The sequence below is a fragment of the Aliivibrio wodanis genome (genome assembly GCF_052920805.1).
Genome location: NZ_JBREXA010000001.1, coordinates 617,027 through 643,177, shown reverse-complemented (window position 1 = coordinate 643,177; position 26,151 = coordinate 617,027). Strand labels below are relative to the sequence as shown.

The window sequence follows — 26,151 nt, the reverse complement described above, 5'->3', positions numbered from 1 at the left end:
CAGCGCTCAGTGTGGCATTATCTATCTCGTTCGACGATGTGCGTACATCGTATAATGGCTATTACCTCAGCCTTCCAAGCTGATGATGCGGGTTCGATTCCCGCTGTACGCTCCAATCTCTTTTTAACCTCCTCAAGAGATTGTTTCTGTTTTAAAATCAAAAATTATTGAAAATTAAGCACTTAGTTGTGTTTTTTGTCGTATCCGGCGTTTGAGAATATCACTATCCACATTAGGTATTTCTTTTACGTAGAGTGATTGGAACGCTTCTTATAAAGGTGTTTATGATTTTCTAAATGAATAGAACAAACAAATTAAAAACAGCTAAGGTACTATGTGGCTACAAGGATAATTTATAAAGGATTACTGTGAGCTGGATACTATTTACCTTACTGGCAGCATTTAGCCAATCATGGCGTAATGCGTTTCAAAGTCGTTTAAGTAAAGAGATGAACGTGACTGGCGTTACCTTGTCTCGTTTTTTATGGGCGAGCCCGCTTGCTGCTATTTATCTGCTGATCTTGTACGGGTATCAATCTGCTCCTCTTCCTGTTTTTACAACCTATTCTTACTTCTACATTATTGGTGCATCCCTTATGCAGATTGTGGCCACTGGTTTAATGGTGGTGCTGTTTAAGCAGAAAAACTTCGCTATTGGAGCAGGTCTTGCAAAAAGTGAAGCACCTGTTGCTGCCTTTCTTGGTGTCCTTTTCTTTGGCACGTCATTGTCATTATTGGGATGGGTTGGTGTGATTGTTGGTGCCATTGCGGTCTTTATGCTGAGCTGTCCTAATGGGCTCCGTAGTCTCTCATTAAAAACCGCATTGATTGGACTTGCGTGTAGCACTTCTTTTGCTTTGACCTCTTTGTGGATAAGGGAGGCGAGCCTTACATTAGATCTGCCTTTTCCACACCGCGCAGCTTGGGTTTTGCTGTTGGTTATTCTGTTACAAACCGTGTTATTACTTTCTTATATGTTATTAAGTGATCGTAAGACATTGAAGGCCATGTTTACAAAACCTAAATTGGTCATTATGACCAGTATCGCAAGCTTTATTGGTTCACTTGGTTGGTTTAGTGCCATGTCTTTACAAACGGTGCCACTTGTAAAAACACTTGGACAAGTAGAAGTATTTTTTACCATGCTAATCTCCTTCTTCTGGTTAAAAGAGGGTATTAAGCGTAAAGATATCGTAGCCTTGATACTAATAGCCATTGCCGCTGTATTAGTAATGCGATAAGCAAAATATTTAATAAGCTTATAAAAAAAAATTTCTTCAGATTAACAAATATACGGCTGAAATGTTGAGTCTTGTGCGAGAAGAGGGGTTTTAATGTCCACAAGGCGTATGAATCTACGCCTTGTGCATTAATATAGAATAAGAGTATGTCGGTTATTGTTGCTATCTAGTCAAACATCTTCAATGATTAAAGCGTTTTATCGCATTTATGATTGTATCAGTGTTAGAGGCACCTAGCTCTGTGGTAAGGGTAATCTTCATTTTGGTAAGCGCCAGATACATCAAAAAAGTAAGAATACTTCATTAACTTAGCACACAATGCAAATTGATAACTGAGGGGGTCGGGTATCCCTTTACTTATTAGTCGATGATAGATTTCAGGCAGTTGCTCACTGTGTAGATAATCTAACTCCTCTTTTTCGAGATCCTTAAAGGGGAAGTTTTTATGCTGGTTACATAAATTATGATTAAACTCATTCACTTGATCCGTTGTCAGTAGGTGCGGTTTAACCTCTAATTGATAAAAAACATCTTTATTTAGGGCTACCGCAAACACAGGGTTTGTCGCCATTATTGTAAGAAGTTGGGCTGTAAAATTGGCTCTTTCTTCTTTTGGTATATACGCCACATCATCAAACTCTTGCCATGTGTTTTTAGCACTGCTCGATGTTATTTCAACCTTAAAGTGAGTCGGCTTATCGGTTAGAAAAACGACCTTATTCCAGTTATATTCAGTGTTGGATAGTGGTGGTTTTATCAATACTGAAGATTGCGTGTAGAACGGATCATAGCTATGGCGATAATGGTTTTCTGCTTCTCTATTTACGATAAATAAAGGGGTGTAATAAGGCTTTTCATTTTTGTGTATTGAGTCAATAATGAAATTGTTTAGGCCAATAGGAAGTGTCTTTACATCTTTAAAATAAATAATGTTGTAATCTATAATGTCATGAGTCACTAAAGAGCGGATAGGAAACTCAACAAAGCGATTGGATGAAGCTTCAGGGTACACAAAATGAGTGGTGTCTTCATACAGACCATAGCATGCAAACTTTTCATACAGAGCAAATTTATAAGCCACTTTCTCATCCACTCCTGCATCAAGAAACTCTTGGTAACTTGCAGGAAGCGTGTCACTAATTAAATATTCTCTTTCTTCATCAGAGAGTGATAAATGAGAGCGCGAATATTGATAAGGGATCGATTCTCCCTTTTGATGCTGAATGATTTTTGCAAAATGATCTGCGTCTAAATATTTAGCCCACATGATATCAGTTGCTATTTTCTCGATAGCTATAATTCGCCATTTACCAATAAATGCTTCAGGGATATCTTCAATATCACACCATTTACTCGACACTCTCTCACCAGTAGAATTACAGATCTCATCGACGATAATAGGACTGATCTCTGGACAGCCGGCCTGTAGATTACCCCAATCGGGAGTGGTATTTAATGGTTGTACTTCTTGAGAGGATGCACTGGTCTCAAAGAGATCTTCATCAAATGGTTCTTCAGAAAAAATATCATTAAAATCGTCTTTTTTCATTTTTCTTCTCGTAATTAACAGTACTGTAGTCTATAAATAATATCTTATTTAAGTAGAAGGCGGGTAGTAGTAAGCTTACAAAAAACACATTTAATACATTTTACCTAGCAACATTTTATAAGTTTATCAGTATGTCACCATGTTATATTGCAACGGGGTGTTATGATACGATAGTTTGATTAACCATATTGTCGCTGTCTAATAGTTCCGAATACCTCTATGAGCTTGAGTTATTTTGCCACTAGAGATGAATATGGATAAGAAAAATACACGTAGATGTTCACTCTCAAATGCCATAAGGCGATGAATCTACGCCTTGTGCAATAATATAGAATAAGAATAAGAATAAGAATAAGAATAAGAATGTGATGGTTATTGCAGGGATCTAGGAGTAACTAGCCTGAAGCTATGAATATCAGGCTAGCTAATTTGGTGATATATCGTACTTATATTTTAAAGAATAATAATTGCTCTTTTTGATTTTCAGATAGTTCAGATAAATATTGGCTTGCTTGAGCTGATTCTCTTATGCCTTCAACATTTTGATTAATACTTTCGGTGATAACATTAACGTTCTCACTAATCGATTCAATTGCTCTGCTTTGCTCATTGGCTGCGGTTGCCATTTCTGCATTAGTTTGAGAGATAAGTTCTATTGAATCAGAAATATTTAATAGCTGATTATTGGTATCAAGGCTCATCTGAGCAGTTTTCTGGATCATTTCTATTGATTGATTGACAGAATCAACAACATTTAATGATTTTTTCTGTAAATTATTAATAATATTCTGGATATTTTGGGTTGATTGTTGAGTTTTAGCTGCTAGTCCACGAACTTCATCAGCCACAACAGCAAATCCTCGGCCACTTTCACCAGCTCGTGCCGCTTCAATAGCTGCATTAAGTGCTAATAAATTAGTTTGTTCAGAGATAGAATCAATGACGGTAATAACCTCACTGATACGATCTGTCTGATCTTTCAATATCATCACTTCAGATGATGTTTCATCCATTTGAAGTGCTAGATCTTGACTTAATTTTACCCCTTCGGCTGCAGATTTTGCTCCACCGCGACTCATCATCAGTACATCTTTAGCGGTAATGTCTGCTTGGTTTGCTGAAGCATCTACCTGATTTGCTGATGCAGCTAATTCCGTAATTGCTGTAGCAATCAAATCGACTTGTGATTTCTGATCAGATGCATTCGCTTCACTTTGTACCATAATGGCGGCGAGCTCTGTAGATGATGATGAAACCTCTTCACCTACATTACGCAAGCTACCAATCATATTTTGTAAACGAACAACAGTATTATCGGTATTTGTACACAGCTTACCAATCTCATTATCACTTGATTGATAGTTTAGTGAATCCAAACGACCATTGGATATATCTGACATCTGTTTTTGCAGAATTAAAATTGGTTTAGTCACAATTTTAGCAATAATAAATCCAATCAGTAATGAAATTATAATAGTAACGGTTATTGCCATGAACAATAGATTTTGGCTTTCAGATATTAGTCGCATGTTATCTTCTGAAATTTTACCGTTCATCTTTGTTAATCGAGTTCTCTCATCATTTAACTCTTTATAAATTATTTTACCAAGTTCAACTAATTCTCTTTTATTTTCACTGATGTTATTGACAGCAGTCCAAAGCATAGAGTTCATGTTTAATTGTGTTTTAAATGCATTTTCAAGAATATTTTTTGCTTCTTTATGTTCTAATGGTTCAATCAATTTAGACAAAGCCTCGAACTCTCGGTGAACAATATCAATTCTTGATGCTTTGCTGACAGAAGTATATAAATCTTCATTAAACAATGAGGTCATTTGGATCTCAATACTGGCAGCTTTACTATAAACTTCAGGAAGTATTTTCTCCCAGTATAGCTTTGATTCTTCACTTAATGAGGATGACAATATTAACTCATTTGCTTGTTCAATAGGTGTTGTTAAATAAATTGAATTTCCCCATTTATCACTTTTTGTATCATTAAGTTCTACGATAATATCGGCGTATTTTTTATAATCGTGAAGTTGTGAAATTATGTCATTGACTTCAGATTGAAGCTGTTCTGGTGATTTAACTGCCGCTCCTAAGCCTTGTAACGTTCGTTGTTGATTAACCATACTTGTGAAGTTAGATTGAAGTTCAGAAGTCACTCCATCAAAGTCGATGGATGTTAGTGATTCAAGGTCAGTAAAGCTTGCTGAGACACTTAGTCTAAGGAAAAGCAATCTAGACTCAGCGATAGAGACATTGCTTAACTGAAGACTTCGGTAATCGGATATTTGAACATTACGATTTGTTGATTCTAATTTGGAGTTTACTAAATAGATGGCGATTATCATAACGGTGATAGTCGCTAAAACAGGTACTAATATTTGATATCTTGTCTTTAAATTTGAAAGGGACTTTTGCAGCATTGTTCTTATGATCCTAATGTTTTCACCAATGTGAAAATTTCGGCGAGAGAATAATACATATTTTGGTTTTCACATAGAAAAAAATTCGAATAAATAAACTGTTTTTTATGGCGTTCAGATATAAGAATAATAAGTTAAGTTACCATTGTTGCTTATGGTTAGCTAAAGTAATTTATATTGGTTAGCCTTGAGAGTAGAAGGTTAATTACTGCTTATTAATATGAGCTGTATTTCGTTCATGTATTTTAAAATATAAATATTATTTATCATAATTTAGTCACACTGTTTCTTCTTTTAGTCACATTCTATAAGTGCTATCTAAACCTATCCCTTATACTTATAGAAAGGATGCTATTTATGAAATATATGAAATCACTTTTTTGTTACTTACTATTTATTTTTACAGTAAATGCTGAGGAGTTAAAAACAACAGAAAATGATCCCTTGAAATTTTCTGGAAATTATTTCTTTTATGGCGGAGCTTCAGCTGATGTAATTGAGGGGAAAGATCAAGGTGCTTTTTCTGGTATTGCTCGTATGACAGTTAACTGGGTGGGCTATCGTGATGAGAGTGACCAGGATACGGGGCAGTTACAACTTAGACTCGATCATAAGCATAGCTACACAGATGCTACACCTAAAGATTTTATGATGAGTAATGTAGGAGGCTTTGGGCTGATTCAGCCTGCTTTTAGCGATATTGGTTTTCGGTTGACTAATTTGTATTGGAGGCAGGAGTTTAACGCTCAAGATACAGAGCTAATGGTTGGATTTTTAGACAGTACAGATTATATCGATACCTATGCTTTGGGTAACCCTTGGTCTGGATTTTCAAATGTGCAGTTCAGTACAGGGGCAGGTGCGATAGCCATTCCTGATGAATCAACACTTGGAGTGACAGTAAAACATATGATGTCAGCTAATTTCTATACGTTGGCTAGTTTTTCTGATGCAAAAGCGGACTCTACAGAGCCATTTACTGGTATTGATAACATCATAAATGAGAATCATTATTTTAAATCAGTAGAAATCGGTTGGATTCCTTCAAAAGAGGTATTTTATGTGCAAAATGTTCACTTAATTGTATGGCATAGTGATGGAAAAGCCGCTCGCCCTACTGAGAATTATGGTGCGAATCTATCAGCAATCTATTTGACAGACAATTGGATGCCATTCCTACGAGTAGGTGTGTCTGAAGGGCCTGAAAATCTTTATAAATCTTCAGTTGTAATGGGGACTGGTTACCTTGGCTTAGGTGAAGGAACGTTAGGAGTCGCATTAGGCTGGGCTAAACCGAATGCTCCAGTGGATGAGGTGATGAATACAGAATTTTACTATAAAGCAGATTTTGGTCCATTATCGATCACACCAAATATTCAATATCTAAATGGTTTACCTTTTAACTTAAATAATGATGATGCGTGGATATTTGGAGTTCGTGGGGTGATTAGTATTTAGGTGGCTTAGGAACAAATTTGTTGTTAGCTCCTATTTAAATACTTTAATAGTGACGGTATCACACTGTGTATTGCAGGCTGTGATTTGGTAGCGGCCTGTTTTTAGTTGATCAAATTTGATCTCAGGTTGTGCTAAAGGCGAATCATTTAAAAACCAATTAACAGAGCTATGGTTTGATTTTAATGAAAGCTTTTGACCTAAATAAGGGAAGTACTGAGTGCTATTCTCAGGGGTTACTATTTTAATTTGCGTTGTATTAGTTTTTATTTTAGATGCTAATGAAATATTCTGAGCTTGTGACCATTGCAGTAACGGATTAGGCCATTGGTGTAAATTAGTATAGTTTTCTTGCATTCTTAGTGTGGGTGGTGCTTGGTTATCAATAACAAATGCAGGTTGTGGTAATAAACAATCTTGAGAATTAACCTGAGAGGATAGCAAGCCACTTGGCCAACACGTGGTTTGTTGTTTAACAAGTTTTGGTTTAGTTACATTCATTGATTCTGGTGGCAGTAAATCAAAAATATCAAACATAATAGGTGCTGCTTGTTTCGCTCCCGTTTTTCCTACATTAGGAGCCCCATCGGGACGCCCAACCCATACACCAACGGTATATTGAGCACTTACGCCAATTGACCAGGCGTCTCTAAATCCATAGCTTGTTCCTGTTTTCCAAGCAATTTTTCTATGGTGTGCAGCACTAAAGCGACTCGGTGGTGGGATCTTAGATAAGGTATCAAATATAATCCAACTTGCTTCTGGTGACAGTATTTTAGCTTCTTGTGTGTTGTATGAGGAAGTATATTTTGGATGGATAGTTTCTCCTTGTCGAGCAAGTGAAGAGTACAAGCTAACAAGGCTAGTTAAATTAGTGCCAATACCACCAAGAGCAATGGTTAAATTGGGGTCTTGTATTTCAAACGTTAGTTTGGTTTTCTTTAACAAGGTAATAAAGCTATCTGCACCTAAGTGGTTCAAAACTTGAACAACAGGAGCATTTTTGGAGAGCTGTAAAGCGGTATCTAAGCGTATTGGACCACTAAAATAACGATTAAAATTTTGAGGCTGATAATTACCATAAGAGTGGGGGATATCCATTAATAAACTGCCGCTATGTACGATATTTTGATCTAATGCTAAGCCGTATATGAATGGCTTTAATGTAGAGCCTGGAGAGCGAATAGCTAGTGCCATGTTTACATGTCCATAGCGTTCAAAACTTGAGAAGTCGGCAGAACCTTTATAGGCAATGACATTACCCGTTGTATTATCCATTACAATAATGGCACTAGATAAGCGACTTGGCCACTGTAATGCAGTTTGTAGAATAAGCTTATCAATACTGTATTGAAGGGTATGTTCAATAAAGGTATGAAAGGTGCGTTGTTGTGGCTTTGCGGACGTTAAATGACGAGCTAATAATGGCGTCATGTTACCTTGATAATAACGCTTTGCCTCTAAGGGAGCAGTGATCAAGTCTTGCAGGTCTTGATCTGATATCTTAAGGGCTTGTTGAGCTCGAACTAAGACTTTATTACGTGCTGTTAATGCTCGCTCAGGGTATCGGTCTGGACGAGTTGCACTTGGTCTTTGTGGCAAGACAACCAAAAGAATGGCTTCAGTTGTACTTAGCTCATTGGCTGATTTGCCAAAGTATCGTCGAGAAGCGGATTCTACCCCCTCAATATTGCCGCCCATCGGCGTATGAGTTAAATAGAGATCTAAAATATCCTCTTTGCTAAAATGTAATTCAATTTGCATAGCTCGAAATATTTGTTCAATTTTACCCCAATAGGAACGTTTGTAAGGATAAAACATACGTGCAACTTGCATGGTAAGGGTTGAACCACCAGAGATAATTTCACCATAAAAGGCGTGCTGCACTAAAGCCCTTGCAAGAGATAATGGATTAACGCCGGGATGGAAATAGAAGTACTTATCTTCATATTCTAATAAGGCAATTAAATAATCTGAAGAAATAGGGCGGATGATTTTCCCATCTTTCTCAATATGCGTAATAGGTAATCGATAGGTGCCTTTTGAGTTGGCAAATTGTCGTAGAACCTCTCCATTTTTGCTGTATACCGTTGTTGCATTATCTAAGCGTTGTTTAAGATCTAGTGGAGAGAGGTAATTCGCGATAAAAAAAATAGCCGTGAGAGAAAGAGCGATAATGATGATCGCTCTACTGCTCCAATGAAAAAGAGAATGCTGCTGAAATACAGTAGACATTCTCAAATAAATAGATTTCATTAAGACGTGTTTATTGAATGATTTGAATATGTGTAAAGCCAGAGAATGGTTTGTAAATCATATTCTGTGGTTGATACATTTCTTCAATAAATAACGCAGGGATTACAGAGAGCCCTGGAGTTTCTGCTCGTAAGACATAATTAATGACGTACATACTATTCTTTTGGAGATCTGCAGAAGCAATTAAGCGGTCATTGCGATATTCAAGCATGGACCATTGGCTATTTTTCTCTAGTTTAGCGGCGCTAATAATCTGATTACTGTTGGTGTATTCAGGGTTTTCTAATACAAAACCAGTTGGTATAAACTCCACAAGTAACGCTAAGGGAACTGGCTGATCAAGCTTGTAATTTACAGAAACAATAAGTTTTTCTCCCACTTTTAACGGCTCACCATTGTAAGCTTTTCCATTTTCAAAGCGATAAGTACGGCTTGCTTCTTTAAAGTCTAGAGTTGATTTAATCATCCCTTCTTTTACTAGTCCAGAGGTTGCTACTTGTAAAAAGACAGATTGAGTACCAGTGTTTGTTATTACTGTACCTGCGTTAAGTTGTTTTTGATTAATGCCTTTTTCGCTAATTTTAGCCACTTGCTTTTGATCTTTGATACTAAGTTCTACAAGATCATGTGTGTGCTGACTTAATGCAATACCTGCACGTATCAGAGCTATTCTCTCTTGAGTACTTAAATAGTTTCTCTTGTTAGCTAGCTCCATCGCAGCGATAGCTAGACGATTTTTTAAGATGGTCATCTTATTGCTAAGTTTTATTACACGTTCTACATCATTTAGAATAGTAATAGTTAACGCAAAATCTCTTAATTCACTGCCGTATTCATATTCGTGTGAGGTGAGGTTTTTCTCTTGTGCTTCTGTCAGCACTTTATTTAAAAAATACTCTCCTGAACGTTGTCGACCATTTAATAGATAAGCACCACCAATATGTGCATAAGAGAGACGAGATATATGCGTGTTTTTATTAGCTGCAATTGCTCTATCGGCACTGTGTAAATGACTGTTATTAACAAGCCCTTGTTTTGCACCTAGCCATAATGAATAGAAATGACTTGGAGATACCACATTTTGTTTACCAATATAATTACGTAAATTATTCTTAGTGAGAGTAAGCATTTGTGCTGGTACTGAATCAGGAAAAGCTTGATTTGCCATTAATAAATATTCAGTCACATACATACTTAGCCATGAGTCACTATCACCAAATTTACTCCATAATGAGAAGCTACCATTGGCTTTTTGCATTGTTGATAAATGTGCAATAGATTCTTCCACTAACTCTTTATCTGTAAGCTGATCTCGAACTGAATTTTTAAATGGAGTAAGAGAAGCATCATTTAATAGCCATGGCATTCCTTTACTGGTGGTTTGCTCCGCACAACCATAAGGATATTTGAATAAACCATCTGCATAATCACTAATATTAAGTTGTGGTGAGCGTGAATAGCTGACTAAAGCCGTTAGATCGTTTGTAGGGAGGTAGTCTCGCCATAAAGCATTCATTAACTGGTATTCATGAGCATTTTTCTTGTCATTTTTTGTGCTTAATGTGATTAACTCTCTTTGGCTAATTACGGGTTGTGGGCTTCTAATTGGGATAGTCCACTCACGGGTTTGTTGGTATGTTTGTCCTGCTTCATCAACAGACGATATATGCAAAGAGAGGGTAGTAGAAGCGTTTGCTCCTGTAATTGGTTTAATATCAAAAACAATAGACTGTCCATGGCGCTCGCCATCTTTTAAGTTGATAGTAAACGAATTGTCACCTTTTAAGTTTAATTGAGAATCAACGGTTACGCTTGTGGTGATAGTTTGAGAAAGCCCTGAAGTATTAAACACTTCTACATAAGTTTGGCTTGTATCTGTTGGAGATAAAAATCGAGGTATGGACAGCTCTGCAACAATAGGAGCTGCAATGGTTACGTTACTTTCTGCTTGACCAAACTGATTACTATTAAATGCCATAGCAACGATTTGAGCTTGTCCATTGTAATCGGGAAGATCAAAAGAAACCATCGCTTCACCGTTATGATCAAACTGCACAAGTTCAGACATCATAGTAATGGTTTTGCTTTCTACTAATTCATCATTATTGATATTTAGGCTCATCTCTTGATCACCACCATAGCGATGAGGTGTCATAAATGAATCTGGTCGAGTTTGATAAAAGTGAGAATAAAGATCGATGACATCCCCTTGGTAGCGTCGGTGTTCAAAGAACCAAGGTGCGACTTGAGGAATATGATAATTAGCTAAATTTATAATCCCTCTATCCACCAATGAGACGGTTACCCAGGTTGGTTCTGTTGTTGGTTTATCAAGTTTTACTTTTATACTTGCTGTTTCTAATGGCAGTAGTTTCTCATTGTGTTCGATCGTCACAGGCAGAACGCGATCACTGCGATCCAATAATACGGGAGCAATAGCAAAAAATCGTTGAGGGAGACGTGTTTTTGATTTATCTCCCGTAGAGCCAGGTGTGCTAACCAAGGTTGCGGTAAGGTAAAGATCGTGACGATCAATCTCTTTATTAATCGCCATGATAAACGTATTCTTACCTGAGGTAACGTTATGGATCTGACTTTGTAATGTCTTATTTGCATCTAGATTTAGCTGTAATTGTCCAGCTTGTTTACTAAAAATAGTTACAGCAACGTCATCACCAGCTTGATAGCGCTTTTTATCTAAAGTAATAGATAATTGATTTGGTTTCACTGGTTGTGTTGTTGAATCTTTGCTCCAACCTGCCCAAAATGGCAAGCGAGTCGTTACGCCATCTTTAGTAGTTAAGGTTATACGGTAGCGACCCCATTCAACGTTAAGAGAGATAGGGGAGGTTTTACCAGCTTCTGTTGTGATCCTTTCAGAACTAACAGGTCGCCATTCATTGTCTCCACGGATTGACCACCCTGAGCTTTCATTATAAACCCAGTAATAACCACCCATGTTACGTTCTAGTGTGTAATTAATCTCACCAGAAATAAGTGCATCTCCAGAAGCTGTTAATAAGGCAAATTCAAATAAAACATCAGAATAAGAGTCAATCTCATCACTTGGTGATTTTATACCTGCAATGGGTTTATCTGACCAAAGCTGACGTTTTTGGCTGCGTGAAATCGTAGCGCCTCCGGTTTCAAGTAACTCAAAAGTAAAACGAGCATTAACAGGAGATTTCATTAATGATGGTTTAAGTAAAGGGAGTGATAAGGTGTGTTGGCCATTATTATCTAATGTAATGTCGTTAACACTAGGAACATCATTCCAACTAGAAATGGAGAATGACTCGCCTACGTAATAATCGCGGTAAGGGGTATCAAAATAATGAGTAGGCTGGTAATGGCTACTGATCTTGATCGTATTTTTAGAGGCAGGAGCCCCAAATAGATATTTTCCGTGTAAATTGACAGCGACCTGTTTTGCATTAGGTGTGATCTTCTTGGCTAAATCGACGGTAAGATCCATTCGCTCTGGAACAAACTCATTCACATTAAATACGAATTGCCCAATCGGCTTTTTTGCGTCTTTATGTAATTTAATTTGTGCAGTCCACTTTCCCATTGGAGCATTAGCGGGTATTTGATATTTATCTTGATAATAACCTTTAACCTCTTTTTGTTTTAGCCATCGACTACGAGCAACGGTTTGGTCAGGTTTAATGTATTCAATAAAAAGGTTATTGATGTCTTGAACTAATTGGCCATCATTGTTACGTAACAATAAATTTAAAGGCAGTTGTTCACCCGGACGAAATAAGTCTCGGTTTGAGTAAGAGAATACTTCGATATCTTGATACTGACGACCAGATACTGCGTAATCTGAAAGATCTAAAGGCAGTTCACGTAAAGGAAGGTAGCTAACTTGTTTTCCTTCTTTAACAGATAAGATATCACCTTGCTTAACGGTATAGGAAAAATTACCTAAACTGTCTTCAACTTGACCAAGTACTGTTTGCTTTCCATCTTTATGGTAAATGCTTACTGAAGCCTGTTGTATTGGAGCTGAATTTGATAGAGAAGATAGCTGAACAGAGAGGGAATTAGGGAATACTTTGGCTTGAATACCAATATCGGTTAAGGCAACTTGTAGGACTTTTTCACTATTGTAATCAAAGTTACCTGTAGGTTTGATTGCGAGTAAGTACCAACCACTCTCTAAAGATTTTGGAAGTAAAAGCTCTGTATATTGTGATGTATTTTTTTCTGTTTTAAGAATATCAAAATTTAAGTGCGTTATAGGAGTGGTGGCTTTTGTTAATTGTCTAAGATCCCATCGTCCTGGAGATTCTGAATAATGTGCGCTATTTAGTAGCATCGCAGGATCTGTGACTTTTAAAACTTCAACAGAAACTTGCTCAACGTTCATGGTTGAAATTGGCAGTGTACGTTTTCCAAAAATAGGGACTATTGGACCACGGCCAACCACTTCAACAGAAGGTTCTTTCTCGTAGACAATGACATCATGGTTTACTTTTTTCTTATATCTAAGAGGTTCATTTAATGTAATGGTATAGTGCTTACCTACATCAATATCAGTATAAATTAGTGCTGTTTTACTGTTATTTAATATCCAGTTATTAGGAAGTATGTTTTTCGTTTTTGTGTCACTAATGCTGATTAAATCAAGATTAGGTGCTAAATCTGAAAATTGGATAATGAATGCGGGTGAATTGTTATGTGTATAGCTACCAAGGTATGTAATATGAGGCTCAGCAGTATTTAGTATCGAAGCTGACACTTGAAGAGGAATGAAAACTAAAAAAAGGAATAAACGAATCAATATTTTCATTGTTAATATTAGCTCTTTGGTAAGGATGAAAAGATAAAATCTTCATAAGAGAAATGATAGCTATATTTATCCATAATATCTAGTGTGATTATTACCCTGCCAACTTAATAGCACTTCGTCCTGTAAGTTCATTGGTAATGCAATAATGAATTGCGATGAATAGTATATATTTTCTTATTAATTTAAAAAATTCTTTTAATTAAATATAGATTAATTATTCTAGATTTGTTGTTCTTTGTTTCTATTTGAATGTTATTTTTATGATAAGTGGCTAATTTAAAAAAAGTCTATTAGTAAAATCAGACTGAAAATTAAGTACAGTAATTGTAAAATTATATTTTTTTTGATACAAATGCAGCGTATTTACAATATTTTTATTTAAAAGAGGAACTTATGGTTAACGAATATATTAATGTATCTGGTTTATTGCTTTTTTTAGGCTATTTTTTCGCCAGCATTGTCTTTTTAGTTGGGTTTAAATTCGTGTACTTATTTTCTACCCCTTATGATGAATTAAGGCTTATTCGAGAAGAAAAGAACAGTGCGGCTGCAATTACGCTATCAGGTGCATTAATTGGTTATGCTATTGCTATTGCTTCTGCGTCAAGTAATTCTGTTGGGTTTAGTGATTTCATCATTTGGGGTGTTATTGCGGCCATTGCTCAAGTGTTTGGCTTTTGGTTATTGCGAGTAACGTTACTAAAAGATCTCGTTTCACGTATTAAGGATAATGAAATTCCAGCGGCGATTATAACGGCTGCATTTTCTATTTCGATTGGTCTGTTAAATGCCGCAGGCTTAACGTATTAAGGATAGATGATGAGTGTACGTAAAGGTCAAGTTGAAGTTAATAAGCATTTAAAACCTCATTCAATGTACTTGAAGCCATTAACGTTAATGGCAGTAGCAGCAGGTGTTAGCGGCTGTAGTGATGATGACAGTATTTATTTTTTTGAAAGTGTAGGCGATTGTAAAAAAGACGCTCGTTTTAATGAAGCAGAGTGTATATCAGCCTATCAAATTGCCGAAAAGAAAGCCCAAGAAGCAAGTTTTGAATATAGAACAGAGAAAGAATGTTTTGATGAGTTTGGATTTGGTGTCTGCCAACTAAATGACAAGAAAAAATATCAACCGAATAATTTTGGTTGGATAATGAGTCATTCTCAAATTAATAAGAATAAAGACAGCTACAAAATGTTTGTTGAACCTGTGTATCTATCAACAAATCCACGTAGTTCAAAATTTACTTACTTAATGTTTACTGATAAGAATTATCGTAACTATTATATTGGAAAATATAACTTAGCAAATGATGCAAAGGTTGATTTACCAAAAGGGGCGATGTTAGAAAAGGAATACCTTAAAAAACACAGTTCAGGCAGTTATTACAACGATAGTGTAGGTGTGATAACGTATAATAATTGGGATGATCATCGAAATTATTATAGTTATGGTTATCTGCATAATACAACAACACCCTCAAAAGTGGTTAAATATAAAAAGCCTAAGTTTGAAGATAGTAAATTAAGCAAAACGAAAAGTGCTAAGAACATTTCATTTAGTAGTAGTAAATCAGTGAAGGGTTTTGGTAGTACATCACGTTCAAAATCGAGTTGGGGTGGTTAAATGTTATTGGTTGATAATGCGCCTCGTTTAAATTGGCAAGAGCGCATGCTTGAGTTCGATTTTAATTTTTATCAAGTAGATGAAAATATACCTTATTGGTGCGAAGGTCGGCATTATCGCTTCAATGCTGCTCAAATTGATGAAATTGATAAAGCGACAGAATTGGTGCATGAGTTGTGTCTCAAGGCTGTTGGCTATGTGATTGATAATGAGCTGTGGGAGCTTTTTCAAATTCCAGAATCAGCACAAAACTTTGTCAAATCATCGTGGAATAACAAAGAGCAATATTTATATGGGAGAATGGACTTTGCTTGGAATGGCATCCACCCTCCTAAGCTCTTAGAGTACAATGCTGATACTCCAACGTCATTATTTGAATGCTCTGTAATTCAATGGGATTGGTTAAAGCAACACGTTGATAACGTAAACTTGCCTAAAGATTCCGATCAATTTAATTTAGTCGATGAGTTATTAATTGACCGCTTTAAATTAATTAAGAGTGATAAGAATCTACGTTCCAATTTATTTCATTTTGCAGCGTGTACTGATTCAGAAGAAGATTTAAGAACCATTGAATATCTTGCTGATTGTGCAATAGATGCAGGTTTCGAGGTCCACGTTATGGATGTTGAAGCAATAGAGCTAAGTTATGATCATACGTTTTTAGATGATGAAGGCCGAACGATTGTAAATATGTTTAAGCTTTATCCTTGGGAGTTTATGCTTCGTGAAGAGTTTGGTGCCTATCTCGAAGAAGCAAATGTAATGTGGCTTGAGCCAGCATGGAAGTCAATTTTATCTAATAAAGCGTTATTACCTATTCTCTGGAAACTATTTCCGGATTGTCCTTATATTCTTCCTGCATATTTTGATACTGATGAAGAAGTCGCTTTGATGACTTCAAAAGTTAAAAAACCCATTTTTAGTCGTGAGGGGAGTAATATTGAAATTTGGAAAAATGGAGTTCAGCTTGAAAAAAGTGATGGTCCTTATGGTGAAGAAGGGTTTATTGTTCAAGAGTATGCCCCACTAGCTAATTTAGGTTGTGGCTCTACAGTTATTGGAAGTTGGGTAATAGGTAAAGTAGCTGGTGGTATGTCGGTGCGTGAGAGTTCAACGCTTATTACAGAAGACACCGCTCTATTTGTACCACATATTATTCACGGTTAGATATGAAAATTAAGGATGCAACTTGCTGCATAGTTAATGAATGTATACATTGGAATAAATAATTAAATTAAGGTAATAGTATGATATGGAATATTACAGAACTGACCAAAGCATTAAGTAAAGATCCGCTTTGGGATGTTAAAGAAAATGATAATACAATTTTAATTACCAATAATGATGGTGTTGAAGCTTTTCTTGCTATTTCTGGAGAGCAAATCCTAGTAGAGATTATTCTATTTTCTGAAGAGAGTGTTTCTGATATTACAGGGTTAAATGCCTTTATTTTGAAAACTCATAAGTTATTTCCGTTATCAACGATTGGTATCAATCAGATTGACCAAGGAAATTATTATGTTGCATTTGGTGCCTTATCTTCACATTCTGTTGAAGAAAGTATTCACATTGAGATCACAACATTATTTAATAATGTGGAAGGCTTCTTAGATATTTACCAATCTTACCTAAAAGAGATTTAATTATGAGCGTTTGGAAAAAATTAGTAACCGCGATTAAAGGTGGTGCCAATGATGCAGCAGAAGCTGTTGTTGATCATCAAGCATTTCGTATTTTAGAGCAAGAAATTCGTGAAGCAAAAGAAGAGCTTAAGCGTTCTGATGCTGCATTAATTGGTATTATTGCAAAACGAAAATTAGCACAGCAAAAAGTAAATGGCTTTAATAGTGGTATTACAGAGTATGAAGAACATGCTCGTAAAGCGATGGAAAAAGGCCAACAAGAGCTGGCTCTTGAATGTGCACAACGCGTGGCATCTTTACGTAATGAACAAAACGTAGAGCAGCAGTTTTTAGATACATTTTTGTCTTCAGAAGGAACAATGAAGCAAAAAATCAGTGAAGCAAAAGATAGATTGCGTCAATTAGAGCAGCAAATTGATGTTGTTAAGGCAACAGAAGCCGTTCAAAAAGCGCAAATGACGGTAGCTTCAACAAACATTGGTAGTAATAACAAAATGCATACAGCAATGGATTCGCTGGATCGTATTAAACAACGCCAAGTTGAAACTGCGGCTAAATTAGAAGCATCACAAGAGCTAGATGAAGAGTCGTCTTCTGATTCATTAGATAAAAAGCTAGCAGAAGCGGGTATTTCTAAAAATGGAAGTTCTGCAGAAGATGAACTTGCTAGAATCTTAGGTAAGTAACCTTTAGATTTTAAGCGTAGTTTATATGAAATGGCCATTGTAACAATGGCCTTTTTTAATGTGAGTAAAATTATGTTTGGTTGGTTTAAAAAAGAAAAAGAGATTGAAGAAGTTATTCCTGAAGCTTTAGGGTTACGCTTAGGTGGTGCGATTGAACTTGATAAATTGAAGTTACAATTGATAGAAGATGAACTTACTATTGAGGGCGCAGCACCGACGCAATTTATTCAAGCGGTGGGTGAAATTAAGTTAGGTGATAATAATCGGATATTGCGTTTTTATACGGATGACGATGGCTTTATTCAAATAATGCAATACGGAACAGAAGAGCTAGGAGTTGAAGAGGTTAAGTTGGTCTATTACTACGACACGTTACCGATAAGTAATCAAACGGAATGGGAAAATTATCTAAATAATAAATTAGTGAGAGATACTTGGGATTTAGATTCTCAAGAGTTTTACAAAGCTTGGGATAATAATGAGCCAGTTTCTATGACTGAGACTATCTGGACAAAAGACAAGCCGAAAAGCGAATTAGATCAGTTTATTATGCTTTATGAGCGTGAAATTAATGAAGACCTTTTTGAGACTCTATTTGTTATCGCTGAAGAAAAAATAGAATTTAATCAATACCAGCGTTGTGTAAGTCTTAGTACTGCTTTTGATCTTTCTCAAACAGATTTTAAAGTGATTGGTTAACTTTAAAGTCTTATCATAATACCATTGCCATTAATTAAATGGTCTATTTATTACGCAGGAAAACCACTTAAGAGCAAGGCAAAAATTCTGATAAGTAGTTATTCTACTTAAATAATTTTTAACGAAGCTATTATGTGATTTAACCAGTAATAATGACTAGAGAATTACTGGAATTGGTATAATAACGCAGTAATGCTTTAAATGAGAAAGGCAAACCAATTGGCTTGCCTTTATTGTATCTATAAACTGGGCCTTACTAGAGGGTTACTCTTCGTAATTCTCAATGCTCGGACAAGAACAAATTAAATTACGGTCACCAAATACATTATCCACACGGTTAACTGTTGGCCAGTATTTAGAGGCTTTTGCTTGAGTTGATGGGAAACACGCCACTTCACGAGTGTATGGGTGATCCCACTCATCAGACATTAGATCCACTTGAGTATGCGGTGCATTTACTAGTGGGTTGTTGTCCAGTGACCATTCGCCTTGTTGAACCTTGTTCATCTCTTCACGAATCGCAATCATTGCATCACAGAAGCGATCAAGCTCTGCCAAGTCTTCAGATTCTGTTGGCTCAATCATTAACGTGCCCGCTACTGGGAACGACATGGTTGGCGCATGGAATCCAAAGTCCATTAAACGTTTCGCAATGTCTTCTTCACTGATCCCTGTTGCTTCTTTAAGCGGGCGGATATCAATAATACATTCGTGAGCAATACGACCATTCGTACCACGGTATAAAACAGGGTAGTGAGGACGTAAGCGCTCCATTACGTAGTTCGCATTTAAGATCGCCACTTTAGTCGCTTCAGTTAGGCCCATTTCACCCATCATAGCAATGTATGCCCATGAGATAGGAAGAATAGAGGCACTGCCTAGATCCGCTGCAGAAACTGCATAATCTGAACCTTGAACACCGTTTTCTGAGTGACCAGGTAGGAAAGGCGCTAGGTGAGATTTAACACCGATAGGGCCCATACCCGGACCACCGCCACCATGTGGAATACAGAAAGTTTTGTGTAAGTTTAGGTGAGAGACATCAGAACCAATGAAACCAGGGCTTGTTAAACCAACCTGTGCATTCATGTTAGCACCATCAAGGTAAACTTGACCGCCTGCTTCATGAACCATGTCGCATACTTCGCGTACTTGCTCTTCATATACACCGTGTGTAGAAGGGTAAGTGATCATGATGCTTGATAGGTTTTCTTGGTGTTTTGCGATTTTTTCAGCTAAATCGATCATGTCGATGTTACCGTTGTCATCACATTTCACCACAACAACTTTCATTGACACCATTGATGCCGTTGCTGGGTTAGTCCCGTGCGCTGAGCTTGGAATTAGACATACATTACGTTGACCTTCACCACGGCTTTGGTGGTAACGTTGAATCGCAATTAAGCCTGCATATTCACCAGAAGCACCAGAGTTAGGCTGTAGCGAGAATTCATCGTAGCCTGTTATTTCACAAAGCATCGATTTTAGAGATGTGGCTAACGTCGTATAGCCAGCCGCTTGGTTAAGTGGTGCGAATGGGTGAATACCCCCAAACTCAGGCCATGTTACCGGAAGCATTTCTGCCACAGCGTTTAACTTCATCGTACATGAGCCCAGTGGGATCATACCGTGAGTTAATGAGAAATCTTTGTTCTCCAGTTTTTTCAAGTAACGCAGCATTTGTGTTTCGCTGTGGTGCGTGTTGAACACTGGGTGTGTTAAGAATGAAGAAGTACGACGACACGCTTCAGGGATAGCGGCAAACTCATCTGCACCAACTTCATTAGAAAGCGTATCACACTCTGCATTATCAACACCAAATACTGTTAGTAGTGCAACTAAGTCAGAAACCGTGGTGGTTTCATCAAAGCTAATACCAAGTTCAGTATCAAATTTACGTAAATTGATGCTTGCTGCTAATGCTTTGGTATAAAGAATATCTGTCTGTTGCTCAGTCTTAACCGTTAACGTATCAAAGAAACTCTGATGTGTTAATTCAAACCCTGCAGATTGCAATGCTTTTGCAACGATGGCTGTGAAGTGATGTACACGACGAGCAATGGTTTTTAATCCTTCTGGACCGTGATATACCGCGTAGAAAGAGGCCATGTTTGCTAGCAATGCTTGTGCAGTACAAATGTTTGATGTCGCTTTCTCACGACGAATGTGCTGCTCACGTGTTTGCATTGCCATACGCAGTGCTTGGTTGCCTTTTGAATCAACCGAGACACCAATAATACGTCCAGGCATTGAGCGTTTTAACTTCTCACGCGTTGCCATGAATGCCGCGTGCGGACCGCCGTATCCCATTGGTACGCCAAAGCGCTGAGCACTACCAATCGCAATATCTGCGCCCATTTCACCAACAGGTTTAAGAAGCACAGAAGCAAGAAGGTCAGTGGCAACAACAACTAAGGTTTTTTTCGCCTGAGCTTGTTCAATCAATGTTGATAAATCTTTTACTTCACCCGTTGTGCCAGGGTATTGAAGTAGAGCGCCAAACACATCATGTGAATCTAAATTTGAGTCAGTATCAACAACAACATCAAAACCGATGAACTCCGCACGAGTTTTAATTACAGCTAGTGTTTGTGGGTGAACATCGTCTGCCACAAAGAAGATATTACTCTTGCTCTTTCCACCGCGTTTACACAGCGTCATTGCTTCTGCTGCTGCTGTAGCTTCATCAAGCAGAGAGGCGTTTGCAATATCAAGACCAGTTAAATCCATCACCATCTGTTGGTAGTTTAGCAGAGCTTCTAAACGACCTTGAGATATCTCAGGTTGGTAAGGTGTATATGCGGTATACCAGCCTGGGTTTTCTAATACATTACGTAAAATTACATTAGGTGTGTGCGTATTGTAATAACCTTGGCCGATGTAGCTTGTATTGAGCGTGTTTTGTTGAGCGATCTGTTTTAACTCAGCAAGCATGGCATTTTCAGAAAGGCCGTGAGGTAACTGCATTGGCTGAGGTAAACGAATTGAGCTTGGTACGGTTTCTTCGATTAATTTTTCTAGTGTTTCAGCGCCAACCGTATTGAGCATATGTTGATGCTGTGAAGAAGCGGGACCATTGTGGCGACGAATAAACTCGTTATCCGTGCCTAATTGTTGAAGAAGCTGACTCATGATCTTAATCCTTTATATTATTTTTATTCTTCTTCGATGCTTTCAAGGTATTGATCGCCAGGAATTAGGCTTTCTAATTGACCTTCATCAGACAGTTTGATTTTAGCAATCCAACCGCCTTCATATGGTTCTTCATTAACAAGCTCTGGGCTGTCTTCAAGTTCTTCATTAATTTCAACAATCACACCAGAAACAGGCGCATAGATGTCTGAAGCCGCTTTAACAGATTCAACCAAAGAGAAGTTTTCTCCAGCAGTTACTTCATCATCAACGTCAGGTAAATCAACAAATACAACATCACCAAGTAGGCCTTGAGCGTGGTTTGAGATACCAACCGTTACAGTGCCGTCGCCATTTTCACGTACCCATTCGTGGCTTGCTGTAAATTTAAGATCTTTTTCCATGATACTTCTCCAGTGTGAATTGTTTTTAGTAAATGGCTTTTAGCCAAATGCTTGTAGCAAAATTAGTATTAAGCGAAATTATATTAAGTAGAGATCAACGAGGTGTTATCTGTATTAATAACGACCATCACATTACATTAGCTAAACATACAAGTGTGAAATGCAACATTCAACCATCAAGTTTCCAATAAGAAACTTTGTTTCCCGTTTTGTTACCTAGCGCACTCTTTCAGCATTCTTGTTGCTTTTTCTCTCGCAATTTCCCGCCGATAAGATGAGTATTACAAAGGTAGATTGAATACTTAATGAGCAAGGAGCGCCGTTTGAGTAAACCTCAAAATGTAATGGCAGAAGCAAAAGTCGTCAAAATAGAGAAGAATAACGAAGAGCAACCGATTGCTCCGCTTGATCTTGGGAAAAGATTAAAAGACATTCGTATTCAACTTGGACTCACTCTTGAAGAGGCAAGTAAGCGAACGGGGCTTGCGCGTTCAACGCTTTCAAAAATAGAAAACGAACAGATCTCACCCACATTTCAAGCATTACAAAAACTCGCAAGTGGGTTAGATATCGCGATACCTCAAATATTTGAGCCGCCAAAACAAAAAGGGGCGGTAGGGCGTCGAGATATTACGCTTTCACAACAAGGTAAGCCTCACCCAACGGCCACTTATGAGCATGAATTGTTAGCAACTCAATTGTCCAATAAAAGGATGATGCCATTTAAGAGTCGTATTCGTGCGAGAGACTTTAATGCTTATGCTGAATGGGTGCGTCATGATGGAGAAGAATTTTTATTGGTTCTAGAAGGTGAAGTCTGTTTTTACAGCGAATTCTACGAGCCAGTTAATTTAGCAATAGGGGACAGTGTTTATTACGATGCAAGTATGGGACACGTACTTATATCGATTAGTGAGGAAGACGCTCATATCCTCTGGGTTACGGCAAAGTAATGCGTAGCTGAAAGCACAATCCACTATTTTATTAGAAACCTAGATCCCAAGAATAACCGACACACTTAGCCAATATCAGGCAAATGGAGAAAGAAGAATGTCAGAACAACTAAACAAAACTGCTCTTTTTGATATGCATGTCGCTGCTGGCGCAAAAATGGTGCCATTTGCAGGTTATGAAATGCCTGTTCAGTATCCATTAGGCGTAAAAAAAGAACACCTTCACACACGTGATGCTGCTGGTCTGTTTGATGTATCGCACATGGGACAACTTCGATTAAAAGGTGATGGTGCAGCCGCTGCGCTAGAAGCACTAGTGCCTGTTGATATTATTGATCTTCCTTCTCAGAAACAACGCTATGCATTCTTTACTAATGATGTGGGCGGTATTATGGATGACTTAATGGTGGCTAATTTTGGCGATCACCTATTTGTCGTTGTGAATGCTGCGTGTAAAGAACAAGATATTGCTCATCTACAAGCGAACCTTCCGGAAGGCGTTGAGCTTGAAGTGATTGAAGATCGCGCTTTATTAGCATTACAAGGCCCTCAAGCGGCGGACGTATTATCACGACTTCAGCCATCGGTTGCTTCTATGCTGTTTATGGATACGGCTGTTATTGATATCAATGGTATCGAGTGCTACATCAGCCGTTCTGGTTACACTGGTGAAGATGGTTATGAAATCTCAGTGCCAAATGATAAAGCCGCAGAGCTTGCAACAGCATTAACGTCATTTGAAGAAGTGGAGTGGATTGGTCTTGGGGCGCGAGATTCGCTGCGTCTTGAATGTGGTTTATGTTTATACGGGCATGATTTAGATACAACAACAACGCCAGTAGAAGCAAGTTTACTATGGGGTATCAGCAAAAATCGTCGTGCAGACGGTGAGCGTGCAGGTGGCTTCCCAGGCGCAGATATCATCTTAAAGCAAATCGAAACTAAAGATGTGAATCGTAAACGTGTTGGTTTAGTGGGTCAAAGTAAAGCGCCAGTGCGTGAAGGTTGTAAGTTATTTGATGCCGCTGATAATGAAATTGGTATTGTAACCTCTGGTACAGCAGGACCGACAGCGGGTAAACCGGTATCTATGGGCTATGTAAGAACGGATTTGGCGATTATTGGTACCGAAGTATTCGCTGAAGTTCGTGGTAAAAAGCTCGCAATGACAGTAGAAAAAATGCCATTCGTACCGCAGCGTTATTACAGAGGTTAATTTATAGCCAGAGATTAATGTAGAACTAATAAGTTAATTAATCATATTGGTATAAATGAATGAATAAGATGAAAAGAGCATATATTTATGCTCTTTTTTTTGTTCCTGAAAAAAGTGTTGGTGGTGATTTCTTGTTCTAAAATTGAAGATAGGTCTGATTTTTGAAATTAATTGAACACTGTGCATATCCTGATATCTAATTGAATTTAATTGTTTTATTGCCATTCGGCGAACGTGTGTATGCTCGGAAAGTATTTGCAAAAAAACGTGACCTGTAACACAATTATGATTCTGGCACTTAAGCATTGTTTTTACGATTAGATATCAAATAAGGTTTTTTATGAAGGTTGTCGATTTTCTAAAGCATAAGCGTGAATATCTGGCTAAACATCCGTTTGAATTAAAAGACTGGATGTCACCAACCATTAAAGATTACTGGATTGAATTTTTAAATAAAGCCAACAATATTCACATTATTTCGTGGGTTAAAGAGCACAAACGAACTGCTAATGGACAGCAGAACGAGGTTGTTCAACCTGAGCCAATTGAAATGAACTTAGATACTCAAGCTGTATTTGAAGAATTAACTGCTCGTTTGGGCGAAGAAATCCACGTTGGCGATTGGGCAATGATGGATCAAGAACGCATTAATAATTTTGGTGCTGTTACTGAAGATATGCAGTGGATTCACACTGATCCAGAAAGAGCATCTGCGGAATCACCGTTTAAAACGCCGATTGCTCATGGATTTTTAACGCTGTCTATGTTGTCGAAACTGACAGATAATGTGGGAAGTGACAATTTACTTTTCCCTACGGCTAAAATGACCGTGAACTATGGCTTGAACAAAGTTCGTTTTCCATACCCTGTTAAAGCAGGTAAGAGAATTAGAGCAAGAAGTACATTAATGTCGGTAACACCGATCAAGCGTGGTTTAGAAATTGAAACAGAAGTAAAAGTTGAGATAGAGAAATGTCGACGCCCAGGTTGTGTTGCAGTGTCTGTCATTCGATTATACTTTTAAGTTTCTGTTTTATTAAGAGTTTATACTCTGAATTTAGAGATACAAAATGGCGCGTTACCTTTATAGGTAACGCGCCATTTTTTGTATCATAAATTATTAAGCCAACTGTTTATTATTATGGTTTGCACCTCTAAGCATTGCTTGAACCAGTTCAGTAGCCTCAAATTTGGTTAATGCTTCATGGGCTCCTACTTGATGAGCTTGTTCAACACATATCTCACTTGATAGAGAGGTATGAAGAATAATATAAGCATCTTTTAATTTAGTGTCATTTTGAATTTCAAAGGCTAATTCATAACCATCTAATCCTGGCATTTCAATATCACTAACGACAATATTAAAAGGAGCTCCTTTGTCAGAAGCTGCCTTTAGCATTTCATAACCATCTAGCCCATTAGTTGCTACACTATAGGGGATATTTATGCTATCTAGTGCTGTTGACAGCTGTTTACGTGCAACAAATGAATCATCAACAAGTAAAATATTTAGGGCTTTAAGCTTCTCTCTTTCGACATCGGCTAATATAGGATATAAATTAGAAGTGTCTTCAGGATAAATTTTAGATAAAAGTAATTCAACATCTAATAATTGAACAATGTTATCTTCAAAGCGAGTGATCCCAGTAACAAAGACATTTGCTCCTGCCGTTTCAGGTGAAGGCTCAATTGCTTTCCAGTCACACTCCATGATTTTATCAATGCTTCTGATAGCAAAACCCACCACTGTACGCATACAATCGGTAATGATGATATAACAGCTTTTTAATTCTTCTTCTTGAAGAGGTCTAAATCCAACGGCTGCTGACATATCGATAATTGGAATTGCCATGTTCCTAATAGTTGCTGTTCCTAATACATGATGGTGAGAATAAGGAATAGCAGTTAAAGTTTGAAAAGGAACTATCTCACGAACTTTTAAAGTACCGATGGCAAAGCGTTGCGTGAGGGTCAGTTTAAATAGCAGCATTCCTTGTGATTGGTTCGCTTTGCTTTTCATAAGTAATGGCCTTGTAAAGTATTTATTTTTTATAAACT

Annotated in this window: 18 protein-coding genes and 1 tRNA gene; 12 read left to right on the top strand and 7 right to left on the bottom strand. The window is 37.4% G+C overall.

The features are described from left to right. Positions 1-40 precede the first annotated feature (40 nt). Positions 41-115 (top strand) — tRNA-Gly (locus ACU5DF_RS03120). 253 nt (positions 116-368) lie between these two features. Further along, complete coding sequence (locus ACU5DF_RS03115) at positions 369-1,241, top strand: EamA family transporter (RefSeq protein WP_446711727.1); 873 nt, start codon at positions 369-371, stop codon at positions 1,239-1,241. Between the two features lie 223 nt (positions 1,242-1,464). Here the strand turns inward: ACU5DF_RS03115 and ACU5DF_RS03110 are convergent, their stop codons facing one another. Both ACU5DF_RS03110 and ACU5DF_RS03105 read right to left on the bottom strand, forming a co-directional pair. Then, positions 1,465-2,790, bottom strand: coding sequence for a hypothetical protein (locus ACU5DF_RS03110; RefSeq protein ID WP_446711726.1), 1,326 nt, complete (start codon positions 2,788-2,790; stop codon positions 1,465-1,467). A 446-nt stretch (positions 2,791-3,236) separates the two neighbouring features. After that, a complete protein-coding gene (locus tag ACU5DF_RS03105) occupies positions 3,237-5,222 on the bottom strand; it encodes a methyl-accepting chemotaxis protein (RefSeq protein ID WP_446711725.1) in 1,986 nt (661 codons plus the stop codon). Between the two features lie 357 nt (positions 5,223-5,579). On the opposite strand from ACU5DF_RS03105, the gene ACU5DF_RS03100 reads away from it, so the two are divergent. Further along, positions 5,580-6,680, top strand: a complete 1,101-nt coding sequence (locus tag ACU5DF_RS03100) for a carbohydrate porin (RefSeq protein WP_446711724.1) — start codon at positions 5,580-5,582, stop codon at positions 6,678-6,680. A 30-nt stretch (positions 6,681-6,710) separates the two neighbouring features. Here ACU5DF_RS03100 and pbpC read toward each other — a convergent pair whose 3' ends face one another. Beyond that, positions 6,711-8,912: a penicillin-binding protein 1C gene (pbpC, locus tag ACU5DF_RS03095; RefSeq protein WP_446711723.1), complete on the bottom strand. Its 2,202-nt coding sequence runs from the start codon at positions 8,910-8,912 to the stop codon at positions 6,711-6,713. A 31-nt stretch (positions 8,913-8,943) separates the two neighbouring features. Further along, positions 8,944-13,731: an alpha-2-macroglobulin family protein gene (locus tag ACU5DF_RS03090; RefSeq protein ID WP_446711722.1), complete on the bottom strand. Its 4,788-nt coding sequence runs from the start codon at positions 13,729-13,731 to the stop codon at positions 8,944-8,946. 393 nt (positions 13,732-14,124) lie between these two features. On the opposite strand from ACU5DF_RS03090, the gene ACU5DF_RS03085 reads away from it, so the two are divergent. The 6 genes from ACU5DF_RS03085 to ACU5DF_RS03060 all read left to right on the top strand — a co-directional run bounded on the left by ACU5DF_RS03085 (position 14,125) and on the right by ACU5DF_RS03060 (position 18,388). Then, the gene (locus ACU5DF_RS03085) at positions 14,125-14,541 is read left to right on the top strand and encodes a DUF350 domain-containing protein (RefSeq protein ID WP_045103758.1); all 417 of its coding nucleotides are present in this window, start codon (positions 14,125-14,127) and stop codon (positions 14,539-14,541) included. A 6-nt stretch (positions 14,542-14,547) separates the two neighbouring features. After that, positions 14,548-15,357: a DUF1190 domain-containing protein gene (locus ACU5DF_RS03080; RefSeq protein WP_446711721.1), complete on the top strand. Its 810-nt coding sequence runs from the start codon at positions 14,548-14,550 to the stop codon at positions 15,355-15,357. Beyond that, the gene (locus ACU5DF_RS03075; protein WP_446711720.1) at positions 15,358-16,527 is read left to right on the top strand and encodes a glutathionylspermidine synthase family protein; all 1,170 of its coding nucleotides are present in this window, start codon (positions 15,358-15,360) and stop codon (positions 16,525-16,527) included. Between the two features lie 80 nt (positions 16,528-16,607). Next, positions 16,608-17,003 (top strand): DUF2170 family protein, encoded by a 396-nt coding sequence (locus ACU5DF_RS03070; RefSeq protein WP_446711719.1) that lies wholly within the window; start codon positions 16,608-16,610, stop codon positions 17,001-17,003. A 2-nt stretch (positions 17,004-17,005) separates the two neighbouring features. Then, on the top strand, positions 17,006-17,689 hold the full coding sequence (locus ACU5DF_RS03065) for a PspA/IM30 family protein (protein ID WP_045103762.1): 684 nt from the start codon (positions 17,006-17,008) through the stop codon (positions 17,687-17,689). 30 nt (positions 17,690-17,719) lie between these two features. After that, a complete protein-coding gene (locus ACU5DF_RS03060) occupies positions 17,720-18,388 on the top strand; it encodes a YjfK family protein (RefSeq protein WP_446711718.1) in 669 nt (222 codons plus the stop codon). A 264-nt stretch (positions 18,389-18,652) separates the two neighbouring features. Here ACU5DF_RS03060 and gcvP read toward each other — a convergent pair whose 3' ends face one another. Next, entirely contained in the window at positions 18,653-21,520 is a 2,868-nt protein-coding gene (gene gcvP / locus ACU5DF_RS03055) for an aminomethyl-transferring glycine dehydrogenase (protein WP_446711717.1), read from the bottom strand. 23 nt (positions 21,521-21,543) lie between these two features. Beyond that, positions 21,544-21,924, bottom strand: coding sequence for a glycine cleavage system protein GcvH (gene gcvH / locus ACU5DF_RS03050; protein WP_045103764.1), 381 nt, complete (start codon positions 21,922-21,924; stop codon positions 21,544-21,546). A 344-nt stretch (positions 21,925-22,268) separates the two neighbouring features. Between gcvH and ACU5DF_RS03045 the strand changes: the two genes are divergently transcribed. The 3 genes from ACU5DF_RS03045 to ACU5DF_RS03035 all read left to right on the top strand — a co-directional run bounded on the left by ACU5DF_RS03045 (position 22,269) and on the right by ACU5DF_RS03035 (position 25,117). Next, positions 22,269-22,877 (top strand): helix-turn-helix domain-containing protein, encoded by a 609-nt coding sequence (locus tag ACU5DF_RS03045; protein ID WP_446712469.1) that lies wholly within the window; start codon positions 22,269-22,271, stop codon positions 22,875-22,877. A gap of 97 nt (positions 22,878-22,974) precedes the next feature. Then, positions 22,975-24,093, top strand: a complete 1,119-nt coding sequence (gene gcvT, locus ACU5DF_RS03040; RefSeq protein WP_446711716.1) for a glycine cleavage system aminomethyltransferase GcvT — start codon at positions 22,975-22,977, stop codon at positions 24,091-24,093. A 340-nt stretch (positions 24,094-24,433) separates the two neighbouring features. Then, the gene (locus ACU5DF_RS03035; protein WP_045103767.1) at positions 24,434-25,117 is read left to right on the top strand and encodes a MaoC family dehydratase; all 684 of its coding nucleotides are present in this window, start codon (positions 24,434-24,436) and stop codon (positions 25,115-25,117) included. Between the two features lie 96 nt (positions 25,118-25,213). Here ACU5DF_RS03035 and ACU5DF_RS03030 read toward each other — a convergent pair whose 3' ends face one another. Continuing rightward, entirely contained in the window at positions 25,214-26,113 is a 900-nt protein-coding gene (locus ACU5DF_RS03030; protein WP_045103768.1) for a chemotaxis protein, read from the bottom strand. Positions 26,114-26,151 lie beyond the last annotated feature (38 nt).

Excerpts from the sequence above, each read along its gene's own strand:
- gcvT (WP_446711716.1), top strand. The coding sequence starts at position 22,975 with ATGTCAGAACAACTAAACAAAACTGCTCTTTTTGATATGCATGTCGCT.
- gcvH (WP_045103764.1), bottom strand. The coding sequence starts at position 21,924 with ATGGAAAAAGATCTTAAATTTACAGCAAGCCACGAATGGGTACGTGAA.
- ACU5DF_RS03060 (WP_446711718.1), top strand. The coding sequence starts at position 17,720 with ATGGCCATTGTAACAATGGCCTTTTTTAATGTGAGTAAAATTATGTTT.
- ACU5DF_RS03070 (WP_446711719.1), top strand. The coding sequence starts at position 16,608 with ATGATATGGAATATTACAGAACTGACCAAAGCATTAAGTAAAGATCCG.
- ACU5DF_RS03065 (WP_045103762.1), top strand. The coding sequence starts at position 17,006 with ATGAGCGTTTGGAAAAAATTAGTAACCGCGATTAAAGGTGGTGCCAAT.
- gcvP (WP_446711717.1), bottom strand. The coding sequence starts at position 21,520 with ATGAGTCAGCTTCTTCAACAATTAGGCACGGATAACGAGTTTATTCGT.
- ACU5DF_RS03100 (WP_446711724.1), top strand. The coding sequence starts at position 5,580 with ATGAAATATATGAAATCACTTTTTTGTTACTTACTATTTATTTTTACA.
- ACU5DF_RS03105 (WP_446711725.1), bottom strand. The coding sequence starts at position 5,222 with ATGCTGCAAAAGTCCCTTTCAAATTTAAAGACAAGATATCAAATATTA.
- ACU5DF_RS03035 (WP_045103767.1), top strand. The coding sequence starts at position 24,434 with ATGAAGGTTGTCGATTTTCTAAAGCATAAGCGTGAATATCTGGCTAAA.
- ACU5DF_RS03110 (WP_446711726.1), bottom strand. The coding sequence starts at position 2,790 with ATGAAAAAAGACGATTTTAATGATATTTTTTCTGAAGAACCATTTGAT.
- ACU5DF_RS03085 (WP_045103758.1), top strand. The coding sequence starts at position 14,125 with ATGGTTAACGAATATATTAATGTATCTGGTTTATTGCTTTTTTTAGGC.
- ACU5DF_RS03090 (WP_446711722.1), bottom strand. The coding sequence starts at position 13,731 with ATGAAAATATTGATTCGTTTATTCCTTTTTTTAGTTTTCATTCCTCTT.
- ACU5DF_RS03080 (WP_446711721.1), top strand. The coding sequence starts at position 14,548 with ATGATGAGTGTACGTAAAGGTCAAGTTGAAGTTAATAAGCATTTAAAA.
- ACU5DF_RS03030 (WP_045103768.1), bottom strand. The coding sequence starts at position 26,113 with ATGAAAAGCAAAGCGAACCAATCACAAGGAATGCTGCTATTTAAACTG.
- ACU5DF_RS03075 (WP_446711720.1), top strand. The coding sequence starts at position 15,358 with ATGTTATTGGTTGATAATGCGCCTCGTTTAAATTGGCAAGAGCGCATG.
- ACU5DF_RS03045 (WP_446712469.1), top strand. The coding sequence starts at position 22,269 with ATGGCAGAAGCAAAAGTCGTCAAAATAGAGAAGAATAACGAAGAGCAA.
- pbpC (WP_446711723.1), bottom strand. The coding sequence starts at position 8,912 with ATGTCTACTGTATTTCAGCAGCATTCTCTTTTTCATTGGAGCAGTAGA.